Here is a 20,966-nt window from a genome sequence, read left to right on the forward strand (position 1 = left end):
ATAAAATTTTGGGGAGATTACATTTATTATGAATGCTGTACTCATTGCAGTAGCAGTTATGCTATTGCTTAGTTTGTTACGTGTCCAGGTCATTGTCGCCATCATTGTTGGAGCTTTAACAGGCGGACTTATCGGTGGACTCGGTATTTCAGAAACGATTAACACTTTTACAACTGGTCTTGGAAACAGTGCTCCAATCGCTTTAAGTTATGCAATGCTTGGTGGTTTCGCTATTTCTCTTTCCAAAACCGGACTTCCAGATGCTATGATTCAAACTGCATTAAAGTGGATTGGCAATGAACAAGACACGAAAAAACAAGTTTACTCTAAAATACTTATTCTATTTATCATTTTAACGATGGCTTGTTTCTCACAAAATGTGATTCCTGTTCACATCGCTTTCATCCCCATCTTAATTCCAGCACTTTTAAAAGTATTAAATGAGCTGAAAGTGGATCGCAGACTTGTTACATGTATTATTACATTCGGATTGATTACTCCTTATATGTGGATTCCAGCAGGATTCGGAAAAATTTATCATGACGTATTACAAACAAATGCTGCGCAAAGCGGTCTTACATTTGATGTCGCACTTATTCCAAAAGCAATGACCATTCCAGCAATCGGTATGATTATCGGATTATGTGTGGCAGTATTTATTACATACCGAAAACCTCGTACGTATGAAACAGAACAAATTCATACTACTGAAAATGAAATCGTTCCCTATACAAAACGAAGCATTACTTTCGGGCTAGTATCTATCTTAGCTACATTAACTGTTCAATTAGCAACAGAATCAATGATTTTCGGCGCTCTAGCGGGGATTATCGTTTTATCAGTTAGTGGTAGTCTACCTCTTAAAGAAGCTGATGCAATTTTAACAAGCGGAATGCGTATGATGTCCTTTATCGGATTTGTTATGATTTCTGCCGCTGGGTTCGGAGCTGTTCTTCGAAAAACAGGACATGTTGAATCTCTTGTACAAACGAGTGCACATATAATTGGGAATAACAAACCACTCGCTGCATTTCTTATGCTTGTAATTGGACTGCTCGTTACGATGGGGATTGGATCATCTTTTTCAACCATCCCTATTTTAACAACAATTTTTGTACCTCTTTGTATTCAGCTTGGATTTAGTCCAATGGCCACCATTGCAATTATCGGTACAGCCGGAGCGCTAGGAGACGCAGGATCTCCAGCATCAGATAGTACACTTGGACCAACATCCGGTTTAAATGCTGATGGTCAACACCATCATATATGGGATACGTGTGTACCAACTTTTTTACATTACAATATACCGTTACTTATATTCGGCTTTATTGCCGCAATTACATTATAAAAGGTGCGTTTTATACGCACCTTTTACTTTTTTATTTTTCCCTTTAATTGTTGCAATGCTATTTTCCCATTTTCTTCGATACAACTTTCCATTTGCATAAATGACGGACCTGCCCACTCACTGTCTATACTCCCGTTCAGTCCAATAATTTTCAATTTATCCGGTATACGGATATTTAATTTTTTTGCTGCTCGAATTAACTCAAAGGTAATCTTATCACTTGAAGTTACAATTCCATCTATATACGGATAAGTTTGCAATAATGTAACAAACTGTTTATTCGTATACCCTTGTACACATTCTTCTCGATAAGAGATTCCTTCCTCCCAAACAGCGTCTAAAAATCCTGATATGTACTCTTCCATTTCTTCACTATCTTCGCCCTCACCGAAATAAGCAAGAAAGTGACAACCTTTTTCTTTTAATAAAGAGACCGCTCTTTGGCCACTTTCATAATAATTTGCATGAGATTTTTTTTCATCAATCACAACAAACGGAAGTGGGATTTCTCCTATACTTTTAAAAACGGATCTTGTCAAAATAACACCTGCAACGTTATTTTCCTTCAACATATGTATGTATCTATCTTTATTCTCTATATTACAAACAATAATTTGATATCCTTCTTTATACGCTATTTCCTCAATACAATGTAGCAAAGTGATGTTTGATGGGTCATATAGATTATCTACAAGTAATGCAATTATCGTTGAATTCTCTTTAAATAGTGGCTTTGCTACACTATTTGGCCTATAACGTAATTCCTCAATTGCTTCCTTTACTTGTTTTACTGTGTCCTCATGAACGTATCCTTTTTCATTTATAACTCGTGAAACGGTTGCGACTGAAACACCTGCCAATTTTGCAACATCACGTATAGTTGCCACATCGTCACCCCTTAATATGGTAATAGATTACAATTTTACGGTAACCTAAATTACAATATTCGTCAAGGTTAATAATTTATATTTCTGAAAATTGTTACATCATTACACTAAACTATATTCTAATTGAATTTCATGTAAAATCGGGATATTATCATACCCAATGCGCGGAATTTCTTTCTTTATTTTTCGTGCCTCTTCCACCGCATTTACATATAAATTCGTCATCAAAAAATTACGTTTTTGGTAAAAACGTAACGCATTTATATTATCATTTGTTGTTATAAGCCAAACCTTCCTGCACCGTTCTTCTTCTGCAACTCGTAATACACAATCCACAAGTTTTGTCCCTATTCCTTTTCTTTCTTCAAAGCTATCTAACGATACAATTTCGCACATATTTCTGATCAATTCATACGTTACAATTCCGATTATTCTGTCTTCTGAGAGTGCAACAAATCCTGGCAACTCTTCTAACTGATGTCCCTTACCACGTGAAACCATCAATGAACTCCCCCAGTTCTCACACATGAACATTCGAATTGTTTCTTTCATCGCTGGCGTAATTTTTTGTATATGCACCATTTCCTATTTCTCCCCTTTTCTATCCTTGTGATACAATATAAGTGTATCACATGTAACGGTATTTGGAGGATGAGGTAAAGTATGAAACGTTTTTTTGCAGCATTGTTTACTATACTAGGTGCGATAACTGCCCTTGGGATTTTCTTTACAAATAAGGTGATGTACTTAAAGAAAAAAACAGAGGAAGAAATACTCGAAAGAGAAACGAAAAAACATTTTCGTATAGAGGATTTTGAAGCTCTTCATAAAGAAGAAATTCATATTCCTTCGCAATTCGGATATGATCTTCACGGATATTACATTCCTGCTGGTCATTCCAATAAGTTTATGATTTTCTGTCACGGCGTAACTGTAAATAAAATGAACTCTGTAAAATATGCAAGGTTATTTTTAAACAGAGGATATAATGTCGTTATTTATGATCATCGTCGTCATGGTAAAACTGGCGGAAAAACAACAAGCTATGGATACTATGAAAAGCATGATTTAAAATCTGTAGTTGACTGGCTAAAAGATCGTTTTGGAACAAATATAACACTCGGTATTCATGGTGAATCGATGGGCGCTGCAACACTTCTTCAGTACGCAGGACTTGTAGAAGATGGTGCTGACTTCTATATTGCAGATTGTCCTTTCTCTGATTTCTACGGACAATTACAGCACCGTTTAAAGGTTGAATTCCATTTACCGAAATGGCCTTTATTACCTTTAGCAAATGCTTTCTTAAAAGTGCGTGACGGTTATACGATTCGCGAAGTTTCACCAATCGATTGTATAAAAAACATTAACAATCCCGTTCTCTTTATTCATAGTAAAGATGACGATTATATTTTAGCTGATATGACAAAAGCGTTATATGAAGCAAAAGAGAATAATAAACAACTTTATATTGCAGAACACGGCGCACACGCTTGCTCTTATAACGAAAATAAAGAAGAGTATGAAGCAGCAGTTGATCAATTTTTAAACTCATATGTAAAAGAAACAAAAAACAGGCTTGCATAAGCCTGTTTTTTTATTGCGCTAAAACGTCTGTAACTTGTTCCATGTTTTCAGAAATCCACTTTATTGCATCATCTAACGTTGGAAATTCTGTCGTTTGAAATGTTACCTCATCTTGCAGTAACCAAACATCCTTTGACTCTTGTCCTACACCAGCAATGGACCAGTGTAACAAACTATATGGATGATTATCATTCAAAAATGATGCCCACGTGCGCTCATTTGCAATATTTCGTAATGTACGTAATTGTTTATCCATCTTTCGTCACCTTACTCTAGTCAGTTATAAAAAACATTATAACACTCTCTTCTCTTCCAAAGAAAGTGCTCTTTTCATATTGTCAAGTACTTCTCTTGATTATATGATGAAATTAAGCGTTTGGGAAGGAGGGATAGCGTTGGCTAAAGTACAAATTAAAGTAAATGATAATGGCTCTTTTCGCGTTACAGGGGACGTGGAATTAGTTGATTCACAAGGGAATGTATTCCCAGCAAAACCGGCATTTTCTTTATGCCGTTGTGGTTTATCAAAAAATATGCCTTATTGCGATGCTTCGCATAAAGGTAAATTCGAATCTGTTGTTAGAGCACCAGAGGCAGAATAATTTCACATGTGACATGCACATTTTTTTGTGCATGTTTTTTCTTTTTAGCAACTCCGTTATATCCCTTCTCCTTACAACATTTTTCATACTTTTGTCTCCATCTCAGCCTACATATATTTTCACACAATTCTTCACATTCTAATACTTTTTACTAGCCTTTTATTTTTTTTGTGCTATAATTTGAGCAAACAACATCCTTCGGGGTCGGGTGAAATTCCCAACCGGCGGTGATGAAGTGCAAACTTCTAAGTCCGTGACCCGTTTTCAACTCGAAAACGGTGGATCTAGTGAAACTCTAGGGCCGACAGTATAGTCTGGATGGGAGAAGGATATGTTTTCTAGTAATTTTATATAGCGAATACACTTTTATTTCAGTATGCATATTTTTATAGATTCAATTCAAATCTATATATATGTTTTATTTTGTATACTTTTCTTTCTATACTGGAATAAAAAGAGACGACTAGCGCTTGAAAAATTTGATATTTTTCCTTATGCAAAAATATCAATCATCGTTAGGTTTCTTTCCTATGCTTTCGTATTCGAACTATATTTCTAGAAATCACGTCTCCCAAACCTCAAGGATATTAAGTCCTTGAGGTTTTTTGATTTTTTCAGGAGAGGTGAAAAGAATGACAGATCAAGAATATATGAGGATTGCCCTGCAGTTAGCAGAAGGAACATCTGGACAAACAAGTCCAAATCCTATGGTTGGTGCTGTTGTTGTAAAAGACGGAAACATCGTCGGTATGGGGGCTCATTTACGTGCTGGTGAAGAACACGCAGAAGTTCATGCTCTTCATATGGCTGGTGAAAAAGCAAAAGGAGCTACCGTGTATGTAACACTTGAACCATGTAGCCATTTTGGAAAAACACCACCTTGCTGTGAATCGCTCATCAAAAAAGAAGTTAAGCGCGTTGTAATTGCTACTCTTGATTGTAATCCGCTCGTTTCTGGTAATGGAAAAAGGAGATTAGAAGAAGCTGGCATCGAAGTAACGACTGGTGTTCTTGAAGCGGAAGCAGTTTTATTAAATCGCTACTTTTTTCACTACATGAAAACGAAACGTCCATTTGTAACAATAAAAACAGCGATGAGCTTAGACGGAAAAACAGCGACTGTCACTGGTGAAAGTAAGTGGATTACAGGTGAAGAAGCACGAGCTGATGTTCACCAATACCGCCATACACATGATGCAATTCTCGTTGGAGTGAATACAGTTATAGCTGATAATCCACATTTAACAACAAGAATTCCTAACGGGGGTAAACATCCTATACGCGTTATTTTAGATACTCATTTACGAACGCCACCATCTTCTCATGTCATAACAGATGGTTTAGCACCGACATGGATTTTTGTCGGTAAGGATGTAAATAAAGAGAAAATAGCTTCTTATGAATCTGAAAATATAGTGATATTCCAAATGAAAACGAAACAAATTGAAATACAAGATATTTTAGATTTACTCGGCGAAAAACAAATCCTGTCTCTTTTCGTTGAAGGTGGGCAAACAGTTCATGCAAGCTTCTTACAAACAAAGTATTTCAATGAAATTGTAACTTATATAAGTCCAAAATTAATTGGTGGAAGTAAGGCCCCTACTTTATTTGGCGGAAATGGTTTTTCAACATTACAAGATGCGCTTTCCTTGGAAATTCAAGAGATGAAACAAATTGGCGATGATATAAAAATTGTTGCGCATGCCCGAAATGAGGTGACGGAATGTTTACAGGAATTGTAGAAGAATTAGGAACGATTGCAAACATGCAACAAAGCGGAGAAGCGATGAAGTTAACGATCCATGCAAATACAATTTTATCCGATGTTCACTTAGGTGATAGTATCGCGGTTAACGGTATTTGCTTAACTGTAACGAGTTTCACAACAACTTCATTCACCGTGGATGCAATGCCTGAAACGATGCAATCTACGTCACTTCGCATGCTTAAACCGCACTGTAAAGTAAATTTAGAACGTGCAATGGCTGCAAACGGACGATTCGGTGGACATTTCGTTTCAGGACATATTGATGGCATCGGAACGATAGTAAGTAAAAAACAACACTATAATGCCGTCTATTACAAAATAGCTATCGCTGATGAATTATTGCGCTATTGTTTGCATAAAGGATCCGTTGCTGTTGATGGAACGAGTTTAACAATATTTGATATAGACGAATCTTCCATTACAACCTCACTCATCCCGCACACAGTAAGTGAATCTGTTATCGGAGAAAAGAATGCCGGTGACATCGTAAACATTGAGTGTGACATGATTGGTAAATATATTGAACGCTTTATTTCTAAACCTGTAAAACGAACAAATTCAATGACCGAAAGCTTTTTACAAGAAAACGGATTTCTATAAGGGGGAAGCATGATGTTTCATCGTATTGAAGAAGCTCTAGAAGATTTAAAACAAGGAAAAGTCGTTATCGTATGTGATGATGAAAACCGTGAAAATGAAGGCGATTTTATCGCTTTAGCAGAGTATATTACGCCAGAAACAATTAACTTTATGATTACACATGGGCGCGGCCTCGTTTGTGTACCAATTACGGAAGAGTACGCAGAACGTCTACAATTAGAACCAATGGTAGCTCATAATACAGATTCGCATCATACTGCATTTACAGTGAGCATTGATCACGTTTCTACAACAACTGGGATTAGTGCTCACGAACGTGCAACTACGATACGAGAGTTGTTAAATCCTGCATCAAAAGGTGCTGATTTCAATCGTCCTGGACATATCTTTCCATTAATTGCGAAAGAAGGCGGTGTCCTGCGCCGTGCTGGTCATACAGAAGCTGCTGTCGATTTAGCACAGCTTTGCGGGGCAGAACCAGCTGGCGTCATTTGTGAAATTATTAATGAGGACGGTACGATGGCACGCGTACCTGATTTACTACAGTGTGCAAAACAATTTGATATAAAAATGATTACAATAGAAGATTTAATTGCTTATCGCCGCCACCATGAAACATTAGTGACGCGAGAAGTGGAAATTACATTACCTACAGATTTCGGTACTTTCCATGCAATTGGCTATTCTAATTCATTAGACTCGAAAGAGCATATCGCACTCGTAAAAGGTGATATTTCAACAGGAGAGCCTGTACTTGTACGCGTTCATTCAGAGTGCTTAACAGGAGATGTATTTGGCTCGTGCCGCTGTGATTGCGGACCACAACTCCATGCTGCCCTTGCTCAAATTGAGCGTGAAGGAAAAGGCGTTCTTCTTTATATGAGACAAGAAGGACGAGGTATTGGGCTTCTAAATAAGCTTCGCGCTTATAAGTTACAAGAAGAAGGGTTCGATACTGTAGAAGCAAATGAAAAGCTTGGATTCCCAGCGGATTTGCGTGATTATGGTATCGGTGCTCAAATTTTGAAAGATTTAGGTCTACAACATTTACGATTATTAACGAATAATCCACGAAAAATTGCTGGCTTACAAGGTTACGATTTAGAAGTAATCGAGCGTGTACCGTTACAAATGCCAACAAAAGAAGAAAATAAAACGTATTTACAAACGAAAGTAAACAAATTAGGACATTTACTAAATTTATAATTAAAGGAGAGATTTATTATGGTATTCGAAGGTCATTTAGTTGGTACAGGATTAAAAGTTGGGGTTGTTGTTGGACGTTTTAATGAATTTATTACAAGTAAGTTACTTGGCGGAGCTTTAGACGGATTAAAGCGTCACGGTGTAGAAGAAACTGATATTGATGTTGCTTGGGTGCCTGGCGCATTCGAAATTCCTTTAATCGCTAAAAAGATGGCGAATAGCGGGAAATATGATGCTGTTATTACGTTAGGCACTGTCATTCGTGGTGCTACAACACATTACGATTACGTTTGTAATGAAGTAGCAAAAGGTGTTGCATCTTTATCACTACAAACAGACATCCCCGTTATTTTCGGTGTATTGACGACTGAAACGATCGAGCAAGCGATTGAACGCGCGGGCACGAAAGCTGGTAATAAAGGTTATGAATCCGCCGTTGCTGCAATCGAAATGGCTCACTTATCAAAACAATGGGCATAAAAAAAAGAGGCTGCGGCCTCTTTTTATTTTTTTACTTTTTTCCGTACATCTTTTATTAATTCATCCATTGTTTTTCCTTCTGTTTGTATACGAAGTGTTTGTGCTGTTCTCCATACATTCTCTCTTTTCTTCGCTTCTTCTATAATAGTAATTTCTTTTCGTACTTCCTTTAAATCTTTCCCTTCTGTTTTCAATCCAAAATGTTCAGCTTTCGTTCGAAAATGTTGTTCAATTCGTTGTTGCATCTCTTTTTGTTCAGGATTTTCGGCGGCCTTAACTGGATCAGCACTTATTGCTTTTAGTAAAATGAGACAAGTCATAATCGCTAATATATATTTGTGCATGTAAAATCCTCCAACCCAATATAAAGTGAAACTTTAATCAGTGGGGGGGCTTCATCCCCCACTGATTATTAGTTGAACCAATCGGACTTTTATGGGCAGTTGATCCCCCACCTAACTTCTTTGCTTTCGCTGCTTTTTGAGGTGTGGGTCTTACTGCCCATTAAAGTCGGATAAATTACATATTTACTATGTACAATTGGTGCTTGGAAAATTCGTCCACCAAAATTCTTTTTTTCGCTCAAAAGTCACTAGTATCAAGCGTTCACAACTATTTATTACATTTTATTTACAAAAAAAGCAAACTCTTTTACAAGTTTGCTTTTTTCCATCTTATAATGCACATTCCTCAATCTCAAACCCTAAATCTTCAATCATACCCCAGTCTGCAGTCGGTTCTTGTCCAGCTGTCGTTAAGTAGTCTCCAACAAAAATAGAGTTCGCTGCAAATAAACCGATTGGCTGTACAGAACGTAAATTGATTTCACGCCCTCCTGAAATACGAATTTCTTTTGTTGGGTTTACAAAACGCATCATTGCCAGCACTTTTAAACATTCTACTGGCGTTAACTCCTTTTGCCCTTCAAGCGGCGTACCCTTCACAGCAACAAGGAAATTACATGGAATGGAATCGGCATCTATACGTTGTAATTCGAATGCAATTTCAGCGCGTTCTTCTATTGTCTCTCCCATTCCAAAGATTGCCCCAGAACATGGTGAAATACCCGCTTGTTTCGCTTTTTGAACTGTATCAACACGATCGTCATACGTATGAGTGGAGCAAATACTTTCGTAATTATTCGCATGTGTATTTAAGTTGTGGTTATAACGGTGTACACCCGCTTCCGCTAAACGTCCTGCTTGATCTTCGTTTAAGAAACCTAAACAACAACAAATCTTTAAATCTGTCGTTTCACGAATCTCCTTAACGGCTCCAATTACGTGATTTACCTCTTTATCAGTCGGACGACGACCAGATGCCACAATACAATACGTACCCGCTTTACGGCGAATTGCTTCGTGTGCTCCTTCTACAATCTTTTCCTGCGTTAGCCATGCATATTTATCAATCGGTGCTTCTGAAATAATAGACTGTGAACAATATCCGCAATCTTCAGGGCATAATCCAGACTTCGTATTAATAATCATATTTAATTTTACTTTCTTACCAAAGTGATGGTGGCGAATGATATACGCAGCATTCATAATTTCTAAAATCTCTGTATCGTCAGCCTCTAATATCGCTATTGCATCTTCTTTCGTAATCACTTTCTCTTCTACGACGTCGTATGCAAGTTTTTTCCAATCCCTTTTTGTTTGTACTTGTTTCATTTCATCTCTTCCCCTCTTTTGTTATATGCACAAATAAAGCATGATACGTTGCCATTATCCCTTCATTTCCCGTGAAGTCTCTTTCGTATATGCGAAGCATCGCACGAAAGAGTGAGGGACTTTGACAATATGATTCTTCATTACTATTGGTCGCTCCTACTTTACGAATAGAATGTAGAAACTCCCTAACTTCTGTAAATCTCTCTATGTAACACGTTTCAGAAACATGTACATCCCCTGTTTCTATCTCACATATATGGCGCAACTGATTTTTCGAATAAAAACGTTGCCCAATCGATGTTTCATTTTGTATATTTTTTTCTTCTTTCGCCCGCTGGAACGAAGCATGCAATTCTTGAAATGTTTCCTGTCCAAATGTTGAAAAGAGTAATATCCCATCTATAGACAAATGATGAAATAAATTTCTTATCACTTGTTTTAAATCATTTAGCCATTGAAATGTGGCATTTGAAATAATGACATCATACGTTTCTTCTAGTCGTAATCTTTCGATATCCTCACAATAAAATGTTACATTGTTTACATTTTGTCTAGTTTTGGCAACTGTGATCATACTTTCAGCAAAATCAATAGCTGTAATATGTGCTTTCGGAAATAAGTTTGATAATTGCTCTGTAACATATCCTGTCCCGCATCCAAGTTCTAAAATACGTATCGATGCATTTACACTATATCGCCGATTCAATGTAGAAAGTAATGAATGTGCCATCTTTTTTTGTACATTTGCATATTGATCGTAGGATACAGCTGCTACATTAAACCGTTTTTGTAGTAACGTTTTGTTGATCATGTCGTATCCCCTCTACAAATTGAATTATCTCATTTACACAATATTCAAAATTCGTTACGCATAATGCGTGCCCAGCCTCGTTTACTACCTTGAGCGTAGCAGTCTCATTCTCAGCCATACTACGCGCTGCAGACAATGGACATATTACATCCTGCTCTCCATGAATAAGCAGTATAGGTACTTTTATTTCTTTCAATTCTTCTCTCATATCTGTTTCTATTAAATAATCCAAACCGAATTGTAAAGACTGAATAGAATCACCTTTAAAATGTTTTACGATGTCTTCAAAACTTTTATTTTCTTTCAACTCATCTTTCGTAAACATATTTTCATAGAATCGCTTGAGCGTATCTTCTTTCCTTCTCGCCAAATTTCTTTTCAGCCGTTCTACATGCAAAGCATTCCAACCATTACTATAGTCACTTGCATTTGTAAATTTAGCAGTACCACCAATTAGTACGATACCCTTTGCCTTAATTTTTTTATAAGCTTGAATTGCCGCTAACGCTCCTAGTGACCATCCAACTAAAATTACATTTTCATCCTTTGCTACATCTATTATTCGCCCTGCAAATTCACTTTGTTCTTTCACGTTACGCCAATCAATGCATTGAACAAAATATCCTTTAAAATGCGGAAGTACTAAATCCCAAATATTTTCTTCCATTCCCCATCCAGGGATAAAAATGATCTTCAGCTCTTTCATACGAAAAGCTCCTCTTCTTTCGCAATGTGGGTAATTCGGTCAATAGCCCATTTTAAATCAGCTATTGTATGTTCAGATGTAACTGCAAAGCGAATTCGAGAACTATGGACCGGTACAGTGGGCGGACGAATTGCAATAGCTGCAATACCTGCCTCTTGTAACCTTTTGCTAAACCGTAAAGCATTTTCATTTGAACCGACTACAATCGGTACAATATGAGTTGAACTATTCCCTATATTAAATCCGGCGTCTCGTAATTTGCTTCTGAAGTATTCCCCATTTGCTATAAGGTTTTCTCTTCTCTTATGATCTTCTTGTACAATTTCAATTGCTTTTTGCACTGCTCCTAACGTACTTGGTGGTAAAGCAGTAGTAAAAATAAAGCTTCTCATCATGTTTTGTAAATACTCTATATAAATTGCATCACCTGTCAAATACGCACCATAACACCCTAAAGCCTTGCTAAACGTCCCCATATGTATATCAATTTTTTGAGAAAGATCTTTTTCTATATGGGACAACCCTGCTCCATCAATTCCATATATTCCACTCGCATGCGCTTCATCCACTACAATAATTGCCCCGTATTTCTCTTTCAGCTCCACTAACTCCCTCAAATACGCAGTATCACCATCCATACTAAAAACAGTATCTGTTACGATTAATTTCCGCTTTTCAGGAGATGCTGTTTTTAACAACGTCTCCAGATGATTGAAATCATTATGACGATACCTTTTATGCTCTGCCCCACTTAATATAATTCCATCAACAATGCTTGCGTGATTTAATTTGTCACTAAACACAATATCGTGACGACTCACTAATGAAGAGATCACTCCAATATTTGCGGTATATCCACTATTCACAACTAAGGCCTTTTCAGTGCCTTTCCAATCGCATATACTTCTCTCAACCTCTTCATACAGTGAATAGTTTCCTACCACGAGCCTTGATGCTGTCGCCCCAGTTCCATATTTTCTTGTACATGCGATAGCAGCTTCTTTTAACCTTTCATCTCCAGCTAACCCTAAATAATTATTTGATGCTAAATTTAGCATCCTTTTCTCATCTCGAATAAGCCATGTCTCTTCTGCTTGTTCTGTTACATGCAAATTACGATACTGCTCTCGCTCATGTAATTGTTGCAATTTAGATTGAAGATGTGTGCGCCACGTTTGATTCATTTCGGATAAGCTCCTCTAATTTTGAAATCATTATATATTCTTTAGCAGATTCCAAGACTTCTTCTCTTGTAAACTCACCTGCTAAGAATGGTAATAAACCTAAAACCGGTACCCCACTTAGCTCTTCAATCATTTCTTTATTTTCTTGCACTCTTTCTATTTCGCATTCTTTGCAGCCAGATAAAATTACACCTGCTACTGTTAAACCATGTGCCTTTGCATAAGCAATCGTTAAAACTGTATGATTTACTGTTCCTAATGTAGGGCGTGCTACTACAATAAGTGGAAGTTGTAATTCTTTTGCGAAATCAATTACTAAAGCGTCCTCTGTATACGGAACAGCTAATCCACCTGCTCCTTCTACAAGCAGACTATTAAACTCTTTCAATCGTTCATTATAGTGATGAATAATGTCTTTTAACGTTACTGTCCTTCCAGCTCTTTTCATAGCAAGTCTCGGAGCAAGCGGCTCTTCAATAGAATATGGGCAAATTTCATCTTCTTTTGTCGGTACACCTGATAATGCCTTTAACCTTGCTGCATCTCCCTCTGGATTTGATGCAACATGTCCACTTTGCAACGGTTTATATACCCCGATGTTATATTCCAATTCTCTAAATACACCTGCTAATGCACCGGCAACGACAGTTTTTCCCACTTCAGTATCCGTTGCTGTTATAAAAAAACCGCTCATTATTCTCCCTCCGTAACATCCGAGATTGCTTTATACAAAATACGTAACATATCATCAATCTCATCAATTGTAGAAGCAAGAGGTGGCATAAAGACAATCGTATTACCGAGCGGTCGGATAATCATGCCTAGTTCTCTTGAGCGTTTACATACTTGAACACCGACTCTCTCTGTCCATTCAAACGCTTCTTTCGTTTCCTTATCCTTCACAAGTTCAATTCCAACCATTAACCCGCACTGACGAATATCCCCTACATGTTTATATGCAAAGAGTTCTTCTAATTGCGTCGCCACATATTCTGTTTTACGTGCCACCTCTTCTATTAAATTTGTTTTCTCATATAGTTCTAAATTTGCAATTGCTACCGCACACCCTAACGGATTCCCTGTATAACTATGACCGTGGAAAAACGTTTTTTGTGCTTCGTAGCCTCCTAAAAAGGCATTATAAATTTCATCTGTCGTTACGGTGATTGCAACTGGTAAATATCCGCCCGTTAAACCTTTTCCGGCTGTTAAAATGTCCGGCGTTACATTTTCATGTTCACATGCAAACATTTTCCCGGTACGCCCAAATCCAGTCGCTACCTCATCTGTAATAAATAAAACGTTATATTTTGTACATAAATTACGTAGCCCTTTTAAGTATCCTTTTGGCATTGTAATCATACCGCCAGCACCTTGCATTAAAGGTTCTACAATTATCGCTGCAATTTCTTCATGTTTGTCTTTCAGCAGCTCTTCCATTTCTTCTAAATGTTTTTTTACAATTTCCTCCTTATTATTTCCATAAGGAGAACGATATGTATATGGATAAGGCATTTTAATTGCCTCAAATAAAAGTGAACTATACACTTGGTGAAACAAGTCTATTGCTCCTACTGAAACAGCCCCAATTGTATCACCGTGATACGCTTCTTTTAATGTTACAAATCTTTGTTTCTTCGGTTTTCCTTTATGCTGCCAATATTGAAATGCCATCTTAATTGCAATTTCAACAGCGCTAGAACCGGAGTCGGAATAGAATACTTTCTTCAAACCTTCTGGTACAACTTCAATTATTTTTTCTGCTAATAAAATAGATGGAACGTTAGCAAGTCCTAGCATAGTAGAATGGGCAATTTTATTTAATTGTTTACGAATTGCCTCATCTAGTTCCGGCACTTGATGCCCATGAACATTTAACCAAATAGACGAAACACCGTCCCAATATTCATTTCCATTTACATCGTATAGCTTTCTTCCCTCTCCACGTTCAATAATGACAGGATCTTCTTCTAAATAATCCTTCATTTGTGTAAATGGGTGCCATACGTAGGCTTTGTTTTTCTCCGATAATTCTTCATATGTATAAGATGGTTTGTCAGTCGTACTCTTACTAAAAGTCACAATTGTCACCCCTAATGTTAACTAGTTTATAAATATAGTTAACATTAAATTTATATGACTGTCAATTATTTTTAAATCAAATAGTTCTTAAAAAAGAACAACTTATCATACGATAAGTTGTTCTACTTTCCATGTTGTATCTTTCCGATTTCTAAAATAATCTCTTCATCCTTTTTTCCTTCTGTATCAATTCCAAGTTGCTTCGCATGCTCAATTAATAAATCATGACGCTGCTCAAATCTAGCCTTATTTACTTCTTTCGTGATTTCTTCTTTTGTTTTTCCATCAGTAGAAACTCCTAGTTTCGTAGCTGCTTTCTCCATCGACTTCTTCTCTTCAGTTTCTTTCGCTTTCTTCACTTCTGACTGCTGCATTTGCTTTTGCTTCGCCTGCTCTGATTCAGCTGCAAAAGCTGTGTAAATTCCAGCACTTCCGCCAATGACTAGTAAGGTGGTAAAAAGAATTATTTTTTTCTTCACTCTTTCCTCCCCTTTCAAATTCATTATAACGCACATTTTTCGGTGTTAAAACCTATCTCCTTTATTTCCCTAAAAAAATATTACACATTTTCATTGACATGTATGATGAATATATGATAAAAATTTAACTAACATCATATGAATCGGCATTGATAGGATTTAGTAGTATTTCGATTTCTGATTTCAGAGAGCTGGTGGTCGGTGCGAACCAGTACAGAGCGAATATGAATTACCCCCTGGAGCTTCTTTTGCGAAACGTAAGGAGTAGTGAAAGACGGTTATAGACCGTTATATCTAAAGAGTGGTGAAACGATACTGTTTCACAATTTAGGGTGGTACCGCGAACTTTTCGTCCCTGCATATATTGCAGGGGCGTTTTTATTTTATTAGCGCATATCATACGACCCTTTATTTTGTGATACATTCATTTCACAAGCTAGGGTGGTACCGCGATTTCTTCGTCCCTGCATATTTATATGCAGGGACGTTTTTTTATCCAAACATTTCCGTATCATATTGAAGGATTAACAATTACCGGTAATTTGTCACAAAATTCTAAATTTTAGAAGGAAATAAACAATATTGGCGAATTTTATATAAAAAAGAGCTATTTTAGATTACTTAGGAGGGAAAAACAATGGTTTCAAAAATTGAATCTGTTCTATTAACATTTTTTATCTTTTTCTGCATTGGCTTTAGTGTTATCAAATTAGAAGTTTCACCACACATCCCAATTTTATTTGGTATCGTGCTTTTATTAGCATTTGGATTTATAAAAAAAATCTCTTGGTCTACGATGGAAAAAGGGATGATTAGTAGTATTTCAGCTGGTATTCCATCTATTTTTATTTTCTTACTTGTAGGCGTATTAATTAGTGTTTGGATCGCCGCTGGAACAATCCCAACTTTAATGGTATACGGCTTCCAACTTGTATCTCCTAAAATTTTCATTCCAACTGTTTTCGTTGTTTGTGCAATTGTTGGAACGAGTATCGGTAGTGCTTTTACAACTGCCGCAACTGTAGGACTTGCCTTTATGGGTATGGGTAGTGCTCTCGGATACGATCCAGCTCTAATCGCTGGCGCAATTATTTCTGGTGCATTCTTTGGAGATAAAATGTCTCCTTTATCTGATACAACAAACTTAGCTCCTGCTGTAACAGGTGTAGATCTATTTGAGCATATTCGTAACATGCTTTGGACAACAGTTCCAGCATTCATTATTGCTTTTATCGCCTTTTTCATTTTAGGAGGAGGTACGAGTGGAGACGTTGACTTCACAAACTTTATTAGTACATTAGAGAAAAATACAACGATTTCTATCGTTACACTAATCCCAATTTTATTACTGTTCCTATTCGCATTTAAAAAAGTCCCAGCAGTACCAACATTGCTTGCAGGAATCGTGGTAGGAATTATTATTCTCTTTATTTTTAAACCTAGCACTTCTTTAGCTGATTTAATGAAAATTATGCAAGACGGATACGTTTCTAAAACTGGTATTAAAGACATTGATAGTTTACTATCTCGCGGTGGTCTACAAAGTATGATGATGTCGATTGCCCTTATTTTCCTAGCTCTTTGTATGGGAGGATTATTACAAGGAATGGGTATTATTACGCAGCTAATGAATATCATCTCTAGCTTCGTTAAAAATAGCACACGCTTAATTATTTCTACTGCTTCAACTGCAATTGGTGTAAACTTCTTACTTGGGGAGCAATACTTATCCATCGTTTTAACGGGACAAGCATTTGCTAATAAATACGATGAAGTCGGTTTAGAACGTCGTAATTTATCACGCGTACTAGAAGATGCAGGTACAGTTATTAACCCGCTCGTACCATGGGGAGTAAGTGGTGTATTCTTATCGAACGTCCTTGGCGTTCCGACATTTGATTACCTTCCATTCGCAATTTTCTGTTTAGCTTGCCCAGTCTTAACAATTATTGTTGGTTTCACAGGATTTGGCCTTTCATGGAAGAAAGAAAAAGCAGTAACAATTTCATAATATACGAAAAAGGATTACCTGAATCGGTAATCCTTTTTATATTTCTCCACTATCTATTTGCTTTCTTTCTTCTAAATAACAGAAGGAATCCTGCTCCAACAAACGCCAAACCTGCTCCAATTGTAGAAACAACACTTGTACCTGTTTTCGGTAAATCACGTTCTTCTTTCTTTTCACTTACAGTTGTTGTTTCTTTTGCGTTTTGATTATCCGTTGTAGTTTGTCCAGATCCTGTATTATTACCTTCATCTATTGGTGGTGTCGTTGGATTTTCTCCATTATTTCCTTCACCTGTTGGTGGTGTCGTTGGATTTTCTCCATTATTTCCTTCACTTGTTGGTGGTGTCGTTGGATTTTCTCCATTATTTCCTTCACCTGTTGGCGGTGTTGTCGGGTTCTCTCCACCAGTTTCCTTATCATCATCGTTCTTCTTCTTCGTTATATCAATTGCATATTTAGCGAATTCATTTTCAGATGGTCCAACATATGATATGTTTCCATCTTTCTTTATATACTTTTGTGCATTTGGTGAAGAATCGAATGTTGTATGTAATTTATCGGCAACAATCGGTTTAAACGTCCAATTTTTATCTGCTGCTGGATCAATAACTGGCGTTTCTTGCATATACTTCACAATGATTTGACGCGTTTCATCTTGTGATTGGTATACAACCTCCCCTTTGCTTACACCCGGGAACGTTTGGCTGCTTCCGCGATAGTTATTTGTAGCGACGATGAATTCTTGATTGTCAGCTACTGGCTTCCCTTCATATGTCATATTTACAATACGATTCGTATTTGCATTTACAACTTTTCCATCTTTATCGTATTTCGCCGGTTGTGTTACATCAATTTCGTATTTTAAGCCATCTAAAATATCGAAGTTATATGTAGGATAACCTATATTTACTAACGGCTGTTCTTCTGTTTTCTTTGGATCAATTTGATTAAACTGACCTGCAGACATTTCAAGCCATTCTTTTACTTGTGCCCCATTTACTTTTACAGCATATAACGTATTTGGATATACATATAAATCTGCCACGTTTTTAATTGCTAACGTTCCAGCTGGAATATCGGTATAATATGTAGCACCGTTTCGGCCACCTGCTTTAAATGGTGCTCCTGCAGATAAAACTGGAATTCCTTTATATTTGCTGTACTGCCCATTTTCAGAAAATAACTTTTCTACATACCATTTCTGTGCATTTGTCACAAGTTGTACAGAAGGATCATCTTGTACTAATGAGAAATAACTATTAATTGGCGCTGTCGTTTTTCCTACAGCTGTATTCACATAATCAATTGTCGCTTGATGATCATCTTTAATTTCATTAACTAAATTTTGATCAGATTGTACGAGTGGGTTTCCTTTACTATCAGCAATCGGACGAAGTTGCGGCTTCGATTGCTCTTTTTGTACTTCCCATTTTCCATTTACTTTTTTCAATTGCATATCAATAATACCTAAGTTACTTCCAAAGACACCAGGCATTACAACTGGAACACCATTAAATACATCCTTCACTTCAGTATGTGAATGTCCCATTAATACTGCATCTACACCAGGAACTTCTGTTAAATAATACGATGCGTTTTCCATGCCAACGTTGTATCCACTCTTATCAACACCTGAATGCGCTAGTGCAACGATAACATCGGCACCTTCTGCTTTCATTTTTGGCACCATTTTTTTCGCAGTTTCAACTATATCTTTTGCTTTCACTTTTCCTTCTAGATTTGCTTTATCCCAGTTCATAACTTGAGGTGGAACAAATCCCATTACGCCAATTTTCACTTTTTGTTTTTGACCTGATTCATCTTCTACTTCTTTTTCAAAAACATGATATGGTTTAAAGTAATTTTGATCATTCTCTTCATTATTATCTTTATCATCTTTATAGACGTTCGAGTTAATAACCGGGAATTCTGTTTTACTAATTACTTTGTTTAAATAATCTAAACCGTAGTTAAATTCATGATTCCCAAGAGAGATGACGTCATACTTCATTAAATTCATTAAACGATATAATGGGTGCGTATAACTAGGATCCACAGGCTTCTTCGGATCATTTATTTTATTCGCTACATAATCTCCAAGCGGTGTCCCTTGTAATGCATCCCCATCATCAAACAGGACAGAGTTCTTCGCTTCTTCACGTGCTTTATTCACAAGTGTTGCAGTTTGTACGAGACCTACTTTATTATCGGTTTTCGTTTGATAATAATCGTAATTCATTAAGTTAACGTGAATATCTGATGTTTCTAGAATTCGTAAGTTAACCGTACTCTCCCCAGTTTGCTCATCCGCATGAGCTGTTGCTGGCAATACTTGCGGCGCTATAACACCAATAGCAAGAGTTGCTCCAGCTAGCATTTTTTTTGACTTTTTCACAAAAAATCCCCCTTATACAATTACCAAAAATAATGAAATGAATCTGTCTCTAATCACATACCTTTTTTCTTCTATTGGAGATAAGATTTTCATTTCATCCTGCGTTAATGAGTAGTCCTCTTAAACGCTCGATTGGTGAGATTTTACTCATCGGGAAATAAAGCCCTACTAATTAAAATTTCACCTTATCTGACATTATCATATATAATGTACTTTCATATCGTCAATATTTTTTGACATACTTCTACAAATTTTCTGTAAAGTTATTGTAAACTTTTCATAAACATATAATATGCCCTTACATTGTTAATACTGCTGAATATGATACAATTACCAATTACAAGGAGGATGAATTTATGAAAAAAGTCATCTTAACAATTGTTTGTCTCCTCCTTCTAATCATTTCTTATTCTTATTTTGAAAAGAACGATGAGACAAAACAAAATGAACCCGAAGAAAAAACAGAAAAAACATCTACTCCAAGTTGGATTGATAAGCAAACAAACGATTCCTTTTATCATCTCGTACTAGGTGATTCGCTCGCCAAAGGATATGGATCGACACAAGGTGGATTTGCTGAATTAGCCTCTAAACAAATAGAGGCACAAATTCATAAACCAATTACTGTAGAAAACCTTGGGATAAACGGTCTTACAACCGATCGTCTCGCTAAAAAGGTTGACTCAGAAGATGTAAAGCAAAAAATTAGAGCAGCCAATATTATTACAATTAACATTGGGGGAAATAATTTGTTTCGCTTAAATCGTGATGTCGGTGTTATAGACGGTATTAAAATGTTAAATAAAGAAAAAGCTCATTTTGAAGCGGATGTAAAAAATATTGTAAAGACAGTCCGAGATCAAAATCCGGATGCTTTACTCATTCTTTCTGAACTCTATAACCCGTTACAACTCGATGACTCCATCGCAAGTTATGCAGATATGTTTTTAGACGGATGGAATGAATCCGTTTATTCCATTGCAAAAGCAAATCAACCATCTATCGTTTTACCAATCCGCAAATTAATATCGAATGATAAGAAAGATTTACTCTTTGACCAAGTACACCCAAATGATAAAGGCTATTCTATTATTGCCGATTCCTTTACAAAAAAAGTGTTGGCCTACAAATATTAAAATTCGCA

General features: G+C 36.6%; 21 protein-coding genes, 1 riboswitch and 1 other annotated feature. Of the genes, 9 read left to right on the forward strand and 12 right to left on the reverse strand.

What is annotated here, in order from left to right:
• The first annotated feature begins 28 nt into the window (after positions 1–28).
• On the forward strand, positions 29–1,348 hold the full coding sequence (locus ACTFSI_RS02890) for a Na+/H+ antiporter family protein (RefSeq protein ID WP_000994774.1): 1,320 nt from the start codon (positions 29–31) through the stop codon (positions 1,346–1,348).
• A 23-nt stretch (positions 1,349–1,371) separates the two neighbouring features.
• Here the strand turns inward: ACTFSI_RS02890 and ACTFSI_RS02895 are convergent, their stop codons facing one another.
• Entirely contained in the window at positions 1,372–2,235 is an 864-nt protein-coding gene (locus ACTFSI_RS02895) for a LacI family DNA-binding transcriptional regulator (protein ID WP_000201366.1), read from the reverse strand.
• Positions 2,236–2,337: 102 nt separating this feature from the next.
• Entirely contained in the window at positions 2,338–2,817 is a 480-nt protein-coding gene (locus ACTFSI_RS02900) for a GNAT family N-acetyltransferase (RefSeq protein WP_139895865.1), read from the reverse strand.
• Positions 2,818–2,898: 81 nt separating this feature from the next.
• Between ACTFSI_RS02900 and ACTFSI_RS02905 the strand changes: the two genes are divergently transcribed.
• Positions 2,899–3,822 (forward strand): alpha/beta hydrolase, encoded by a 924-nt coding sequence (locus ACTFSI_RS02905; RefSeq protein ID WP_440045223.1) that lies wholly within the window; start codon positions 2,899–2,901, stop codon positions 3,820–3,822.
• 10 nt (positions 3,823–3,832) lie between these two features.
• On the opposite strand, the gene ACTFSI_RS02910 is transcribed toward ACTFSI_RS02905, so the two are convergent.
• On the reverse strand, positions 3,833–4,078 hold the full coding sequence (locus ACTFSI_RS02910; RefSeq protein ID WP_000360809.1) for a YqkC family protein: 246 nt from the start codon (positions 4,076–4,078) through the stop codon (positions 3,833–3,835).
• Positions 4,079–4,217: 139 nt separating this feature from the next.
• Between ACTFSI_RS02910 and ACTFSI_RS02915 the strand changes: the two genes are divergently transcribed.
• The 5 genes from ACTFSI_RS02915 (at position 4,218) to ribH (ending at position 8,481) form a co-directional block, all read left to right on the forward strand.
• On the forward strand, positions 4,218–4,424 hold the full coding sequence (locus ACTFSI_RS02915) for a CDGSH iron-sulfur domain-containing protein (RefSeq protein WP_001151582.1): 207 nt from the start codon (positions 4,218–4,220) through the stop codon (positions 4,422–4,424).
• Between the two features lie 190 nt (positions 4,425–4,614).
• A riboswitch (FMN riboswitch) is annotated at positions 4,615–4,758 on the forward strand.
• 298 nt (positions 4,759–5,056) lie between these two features.
• Positions 5,057–6,169 carry a bifunctional diaminohydroxyphosphoribosylaminopyrimidine deaminase/5-amino-6-(5-phosphoribosylamino)uracil reductase RibD gene (ribD, locus tag ACTFSI_RS02920; protein WP_440045224.1) on the forward strand — a complete coding sequence of 371 codons (1,113 nt, stop codon included), beginning with the start codon at positions 5,057–5,059 and terminating at the stop codon, positions 6,167–6,169.
• On the forward strand, positions 6,151–6,795 hold the full coding sequence (gene ribE, locus ACTFSI_RS02925; RefSeq protein ID WP_440045225.1) for a riboflavin synthase: 645 nt from the start codon (positions 6,151–6,153) through the stop codon (positions 6,793–6,795). Before ribD ends, ribE begins: the two co-directional genes overlap by 19 nt.
• A 12-nt stretch (positions 6,796–6,807) precedes the next feature.
• Positions 6,808–8,001, forward strand: a complete 1,194-nt coding sequence (gene ribBA / locus ACTFSI_RS02930) for a bifunctional 3,4-dihydroxy-2-butanone 4-phosphate synthase/GTP cyclohydrolase II (protein ID WP_000468988.1) — start codon at positions 6,808–6,810, stop codon at positions 7,999–8,001.
• 18 nt (positions 8,002–8,019) lie between these two features.
• Entirely contained in the window at positions 8,020–8,481 is a 462-nt protein-coding gene (gene ribH / locus ACTFSI_RS02935) for a 6,7-dimethyl-8-ribityllumazine synthase (RefSeq protein ID WP_000230900.1), read from the forward strand.
• A gap of 23 nt (positions 8,482–8,504) precedes the next feature.
• On the opposite strand, the gene ACTFSI_RS02940 is transcribed toward ribH, so the two are convergent.
• The 8 genes from ACTFSI_RS02940 to ACTFSI_RS02975 all read right to left on the reverse strand — a co-directional run bounded on the left by ACTFSI_RS02940 (position 8,505) and on the right by ACTFSI_RS02975 (position 15,416).
• Complete coding sequence (locus ACTFSI_RS02940) at positions 8,505–8,825, reverse strand: hypothetical protein (protein ID WP_000549778.1); 321 nt, start codon at positions 8,823–8,825, stop codon at positions 8,505–8,507.
• A 330-nt stretch (positions 8,826–9,155) separates the two neighbouring features.
• The gene (gene bioB, locus ACTFSI_RS02945) at positions 9,156–10,154 is read right to left on the reverse strand and encodes a biotin synthase (protein WP_000815866.1); all 999 of its coding nucleotides are present in this window, start codon (positions 10,152–10,154) and stop codon (positions 9,156–9,158) included.
• A gap of 1 nt (position 10,155) precedes the next feature.
• Positions 10,156–10,965 carry a malonyl-ACP O-methyltransferase BioC gene (gene bioC, locus ACTFSI_RS02950; RefSeq protein ID WP_000608938.1) on the reverse strand — a complete coding sequence of 270 codons (810 nt, stop codon included), beginning with the start codon at positions 10,963–10,965 and terminating at the stop codon, positions 10,156–10,158.
• Positions 10,931–11,671 (reverse strand): alpha/beta fold hydrolase, encoded by a 741-nt coding sequence (locus tag ACTFSI_RS02955; RefSeq protein WP_000661274.1) that lies wholly within the window; start codon positions 11,669–11,671, stop codon positions 10,931–10,933. Before ACTFSI_RS02955 ends, bioC begins: the two co-directional genes overlap by 35 nt.
• Positions 11,668–12,855: an 8-amino-7-oxononanoate synthase gene (gene bioF, locus ACTFSI_RS02960; protein WP_265153107.1), complete on the reverse strand. Its 1,188-nt coding sequence runs from the start codon at positions 12,853–12,855 to the stop codon at positions 11,668–11,670. Before bioF ends, ACTFSI_RS02955 begins: the two co-directional genes overlap by 4 nt.
• Positions 12,821–13,549 carry an ATP-dependent dethiobiotin synthetase BioD gene (gene bioD, locus ACTFSI_RS02965; protein WP_242260454.1) on the reverse strand — a complete coding sequence of 243 codons (729 nt, stop codon included), beginning with the start codon at positions 13,547–13,549 and terminating at the stop codon, positions 12,821–12,823. The genes bioF and bioD overlap by 35 nt, the downstream gene beginning before the upstream one ends.
• Entirely contained in the window at positions 13,549–14,937 is a 1,389-nt protein-coding gene (gene bioA, locus ACTFSI_RS02970) for an adenosylmethionine--8-amino-7-oxononanoate transaminase (protein WP_139895870.1), read from the reverse strand. The genes bioD and bioA overlap by 1 nt, the downstream gene beginning before the upstream one ends.
• Before the next feature lie 122 nt (positions 14,938–15,059).
• The gene (locus tag ACTFSI_RS02975) at positions 15,060–15,416 is read right to left on the reverse strand and encodes a hypothetical protein (protein WP_000726895.1); all 357 of its coding nucleotides are present in this window, start codon (positions 15,414–15,416) and stop codon (positions 15,060–15,062) included.
• A 140-nt stretch (positions 15,417–15,556) separates the two neighbouring features.
• Positions 15,557–15,776, forward strand: a binding site (T-box leader).
• 277 nt (positions 15,777–16,053) lie between these two features.
• Between ACTFSI_RS02975 and nhaC the strand changes: the two genes are divergently transcribed.
• Positions 16,054–17,427: a Na+/H+ antiporter NhaC gene (gene nhaC, locus ACTFSI_RS02980; RefSeq protein ID WP_000253714.1), complete on the forward strand. Its 1,374-nt coding sequence runs from the start codon at positions 16,054–16,056 to the stop codon at positions 17,425–17,427.
• Between the two features lie 49 nt (positions 17,428–17,476).
• Here nhaC and cpdB read toward each other — a convergent pair whose 3' ends face one another.
• Entirely contained in the window at positions 17,477–19,822 is a 2,346-nt protein-coding gene (gene cpdB, locus ACTFSI_RS02985; RefSeq protein ID WP_440045226.1) for a bifunctional 2',3'-cyclic-nucleotide 2'-phosphodiesterase/3'-nucleotidase, read from the reverse strand.
• 356 nt (positions 19,823–20,178) lie between these two features.
• Between cpdB and ACTFSI_RS02990 the strand changes: the two genes are divergently transcribed.
• On the forward strand, positions 20,179–20,958 hold the full coding sequence (locus ACTFSI_RS02990; RefSeq protein WP_044793842.1) for a GDSL-type esterase/lipase family protein: 780 nt from the start codon (positions 20,179–20,181) through the stop codon (positions 20,956–20,958).
• Positions 20,959–20,966: the final 8 nt, after the last annotated feature.

The sequence above is a fragment of the Bacillus cereus group sp. MYBK101-2 genome, from assembly GCF_051918845.1.
Taxonomy (GTDB): Bacteria; Bacillota; Bacilli; order Bacillales; family Bacillaceae_G; genus Bacillus_A; species Bacillus_A paranthracis.

Bases quoted from the DNA above. Each gene is read 5' to 3' on its own strand.
- ACTFSI_RS02900 (WP_139895865.1), bottom strand. From the start codon at position 2,817: ATGGTGCATATACAAAAAATTACGCCAGCGATGAAAGAAACAATTCGA.
- nhaC (WP_000253714.1), top strand. From the start codon at position 16,054: ATGGTTTCAAAAATTGAATCTGTTCTATTAACATTTTTTATCTTTTTC.
- ACTFSI_RS02990 (WP_044793842.1), top strand. From the start codon at position 20,179: ATGAAAAAAGTCATCTTAACAATTGTTTGTCTCCTCCTTCTAATCATT.
- bioC (WP_000608938.1), bottom strand. From the start codon at position 10,965: ATGATCAACAAAACGTTACTACAAAAACGGTTTAATGTAGCAGCTGTA.
- ACTFSI_RS02955 (WP_000661274.1), bottom strand. From the start codon at position 11,671: ATGAAAGAGCTGAAGATCATTTTTATCCCTGGATGGGGAATGGAAGAA.
- ACTFSI_RS02890 (WP_000994774.1), top strand. From the start codon at position 29: ATGAATGCTGTACTCATTGCAGTAGCAGTTATGCTATTGCTTAGTTTG.
- ACTFSI_RS02905 (WP_440045223.1), top strand. From the start codon at position 2,899: ATGAAACGTTTTTTTGCAGCATTGTTTACTATACTAGGTGCGATAACT.
- ribBA (WP_000468988.1), top strand. From the start codon at position 6,808: ATGTTTCATCGTATTGAAGAAGCTCTAGAAGATTTAAAACAAGGAAAA.
- ribD (WP_440045224.1), top strand. From the start codon at position 5,057: ATGACAGATCAAGAATATATGAGGATTGCCCTGCAGTTAGCAGAAGGA.
- bioD (WP_242260454.1), bottom strand. From the start codon at position 13,549: ATGAGCGGTTTTTTTATAACAGCAACGGATACTGAAGTGGGAAAAACT.
- ACTFSI_RS02940 (WP_000549778.1), bottom strand. From the start codon at position 8,825: ATGCACAAATATATATTAGCGATTATGACTTGTCTCATTTTACTAAAA.
- bioF (WP_265153107.1), bottom strand. From the start codon at position 12,855: ATGAATCAAACGTGGCGCACACATCTTCAATCTAAATTGCAACAATTA.
- ribH (WP_000230900.1), top strand. From the start codon at position 8,020: ATGGTATTCGAAGGTCATTTAGTTGGTACAGGATTAAAAGTTGGGGTT.
- bioB (WP_000815866.1), bottom strand. From the start codon at position 10,154: ATGAAACAAGTACAAACAAAAAGGGATTGGAAAAAACTTGCATACGAC.
- ACTFSI_RS02910 (WP_000360809.1), bottom strand. From the start codon at position 4,078: ATGGATAAACAATTACGTACATTACGAAATATTGCAAATGAGCGCACG.
- ribE (WP_440045225.1), top strand. From the start codon at position 6,151: ATGTTTACAGGAATTGTAGAAGAATTAGGAACGATTGCAAACATGCAA.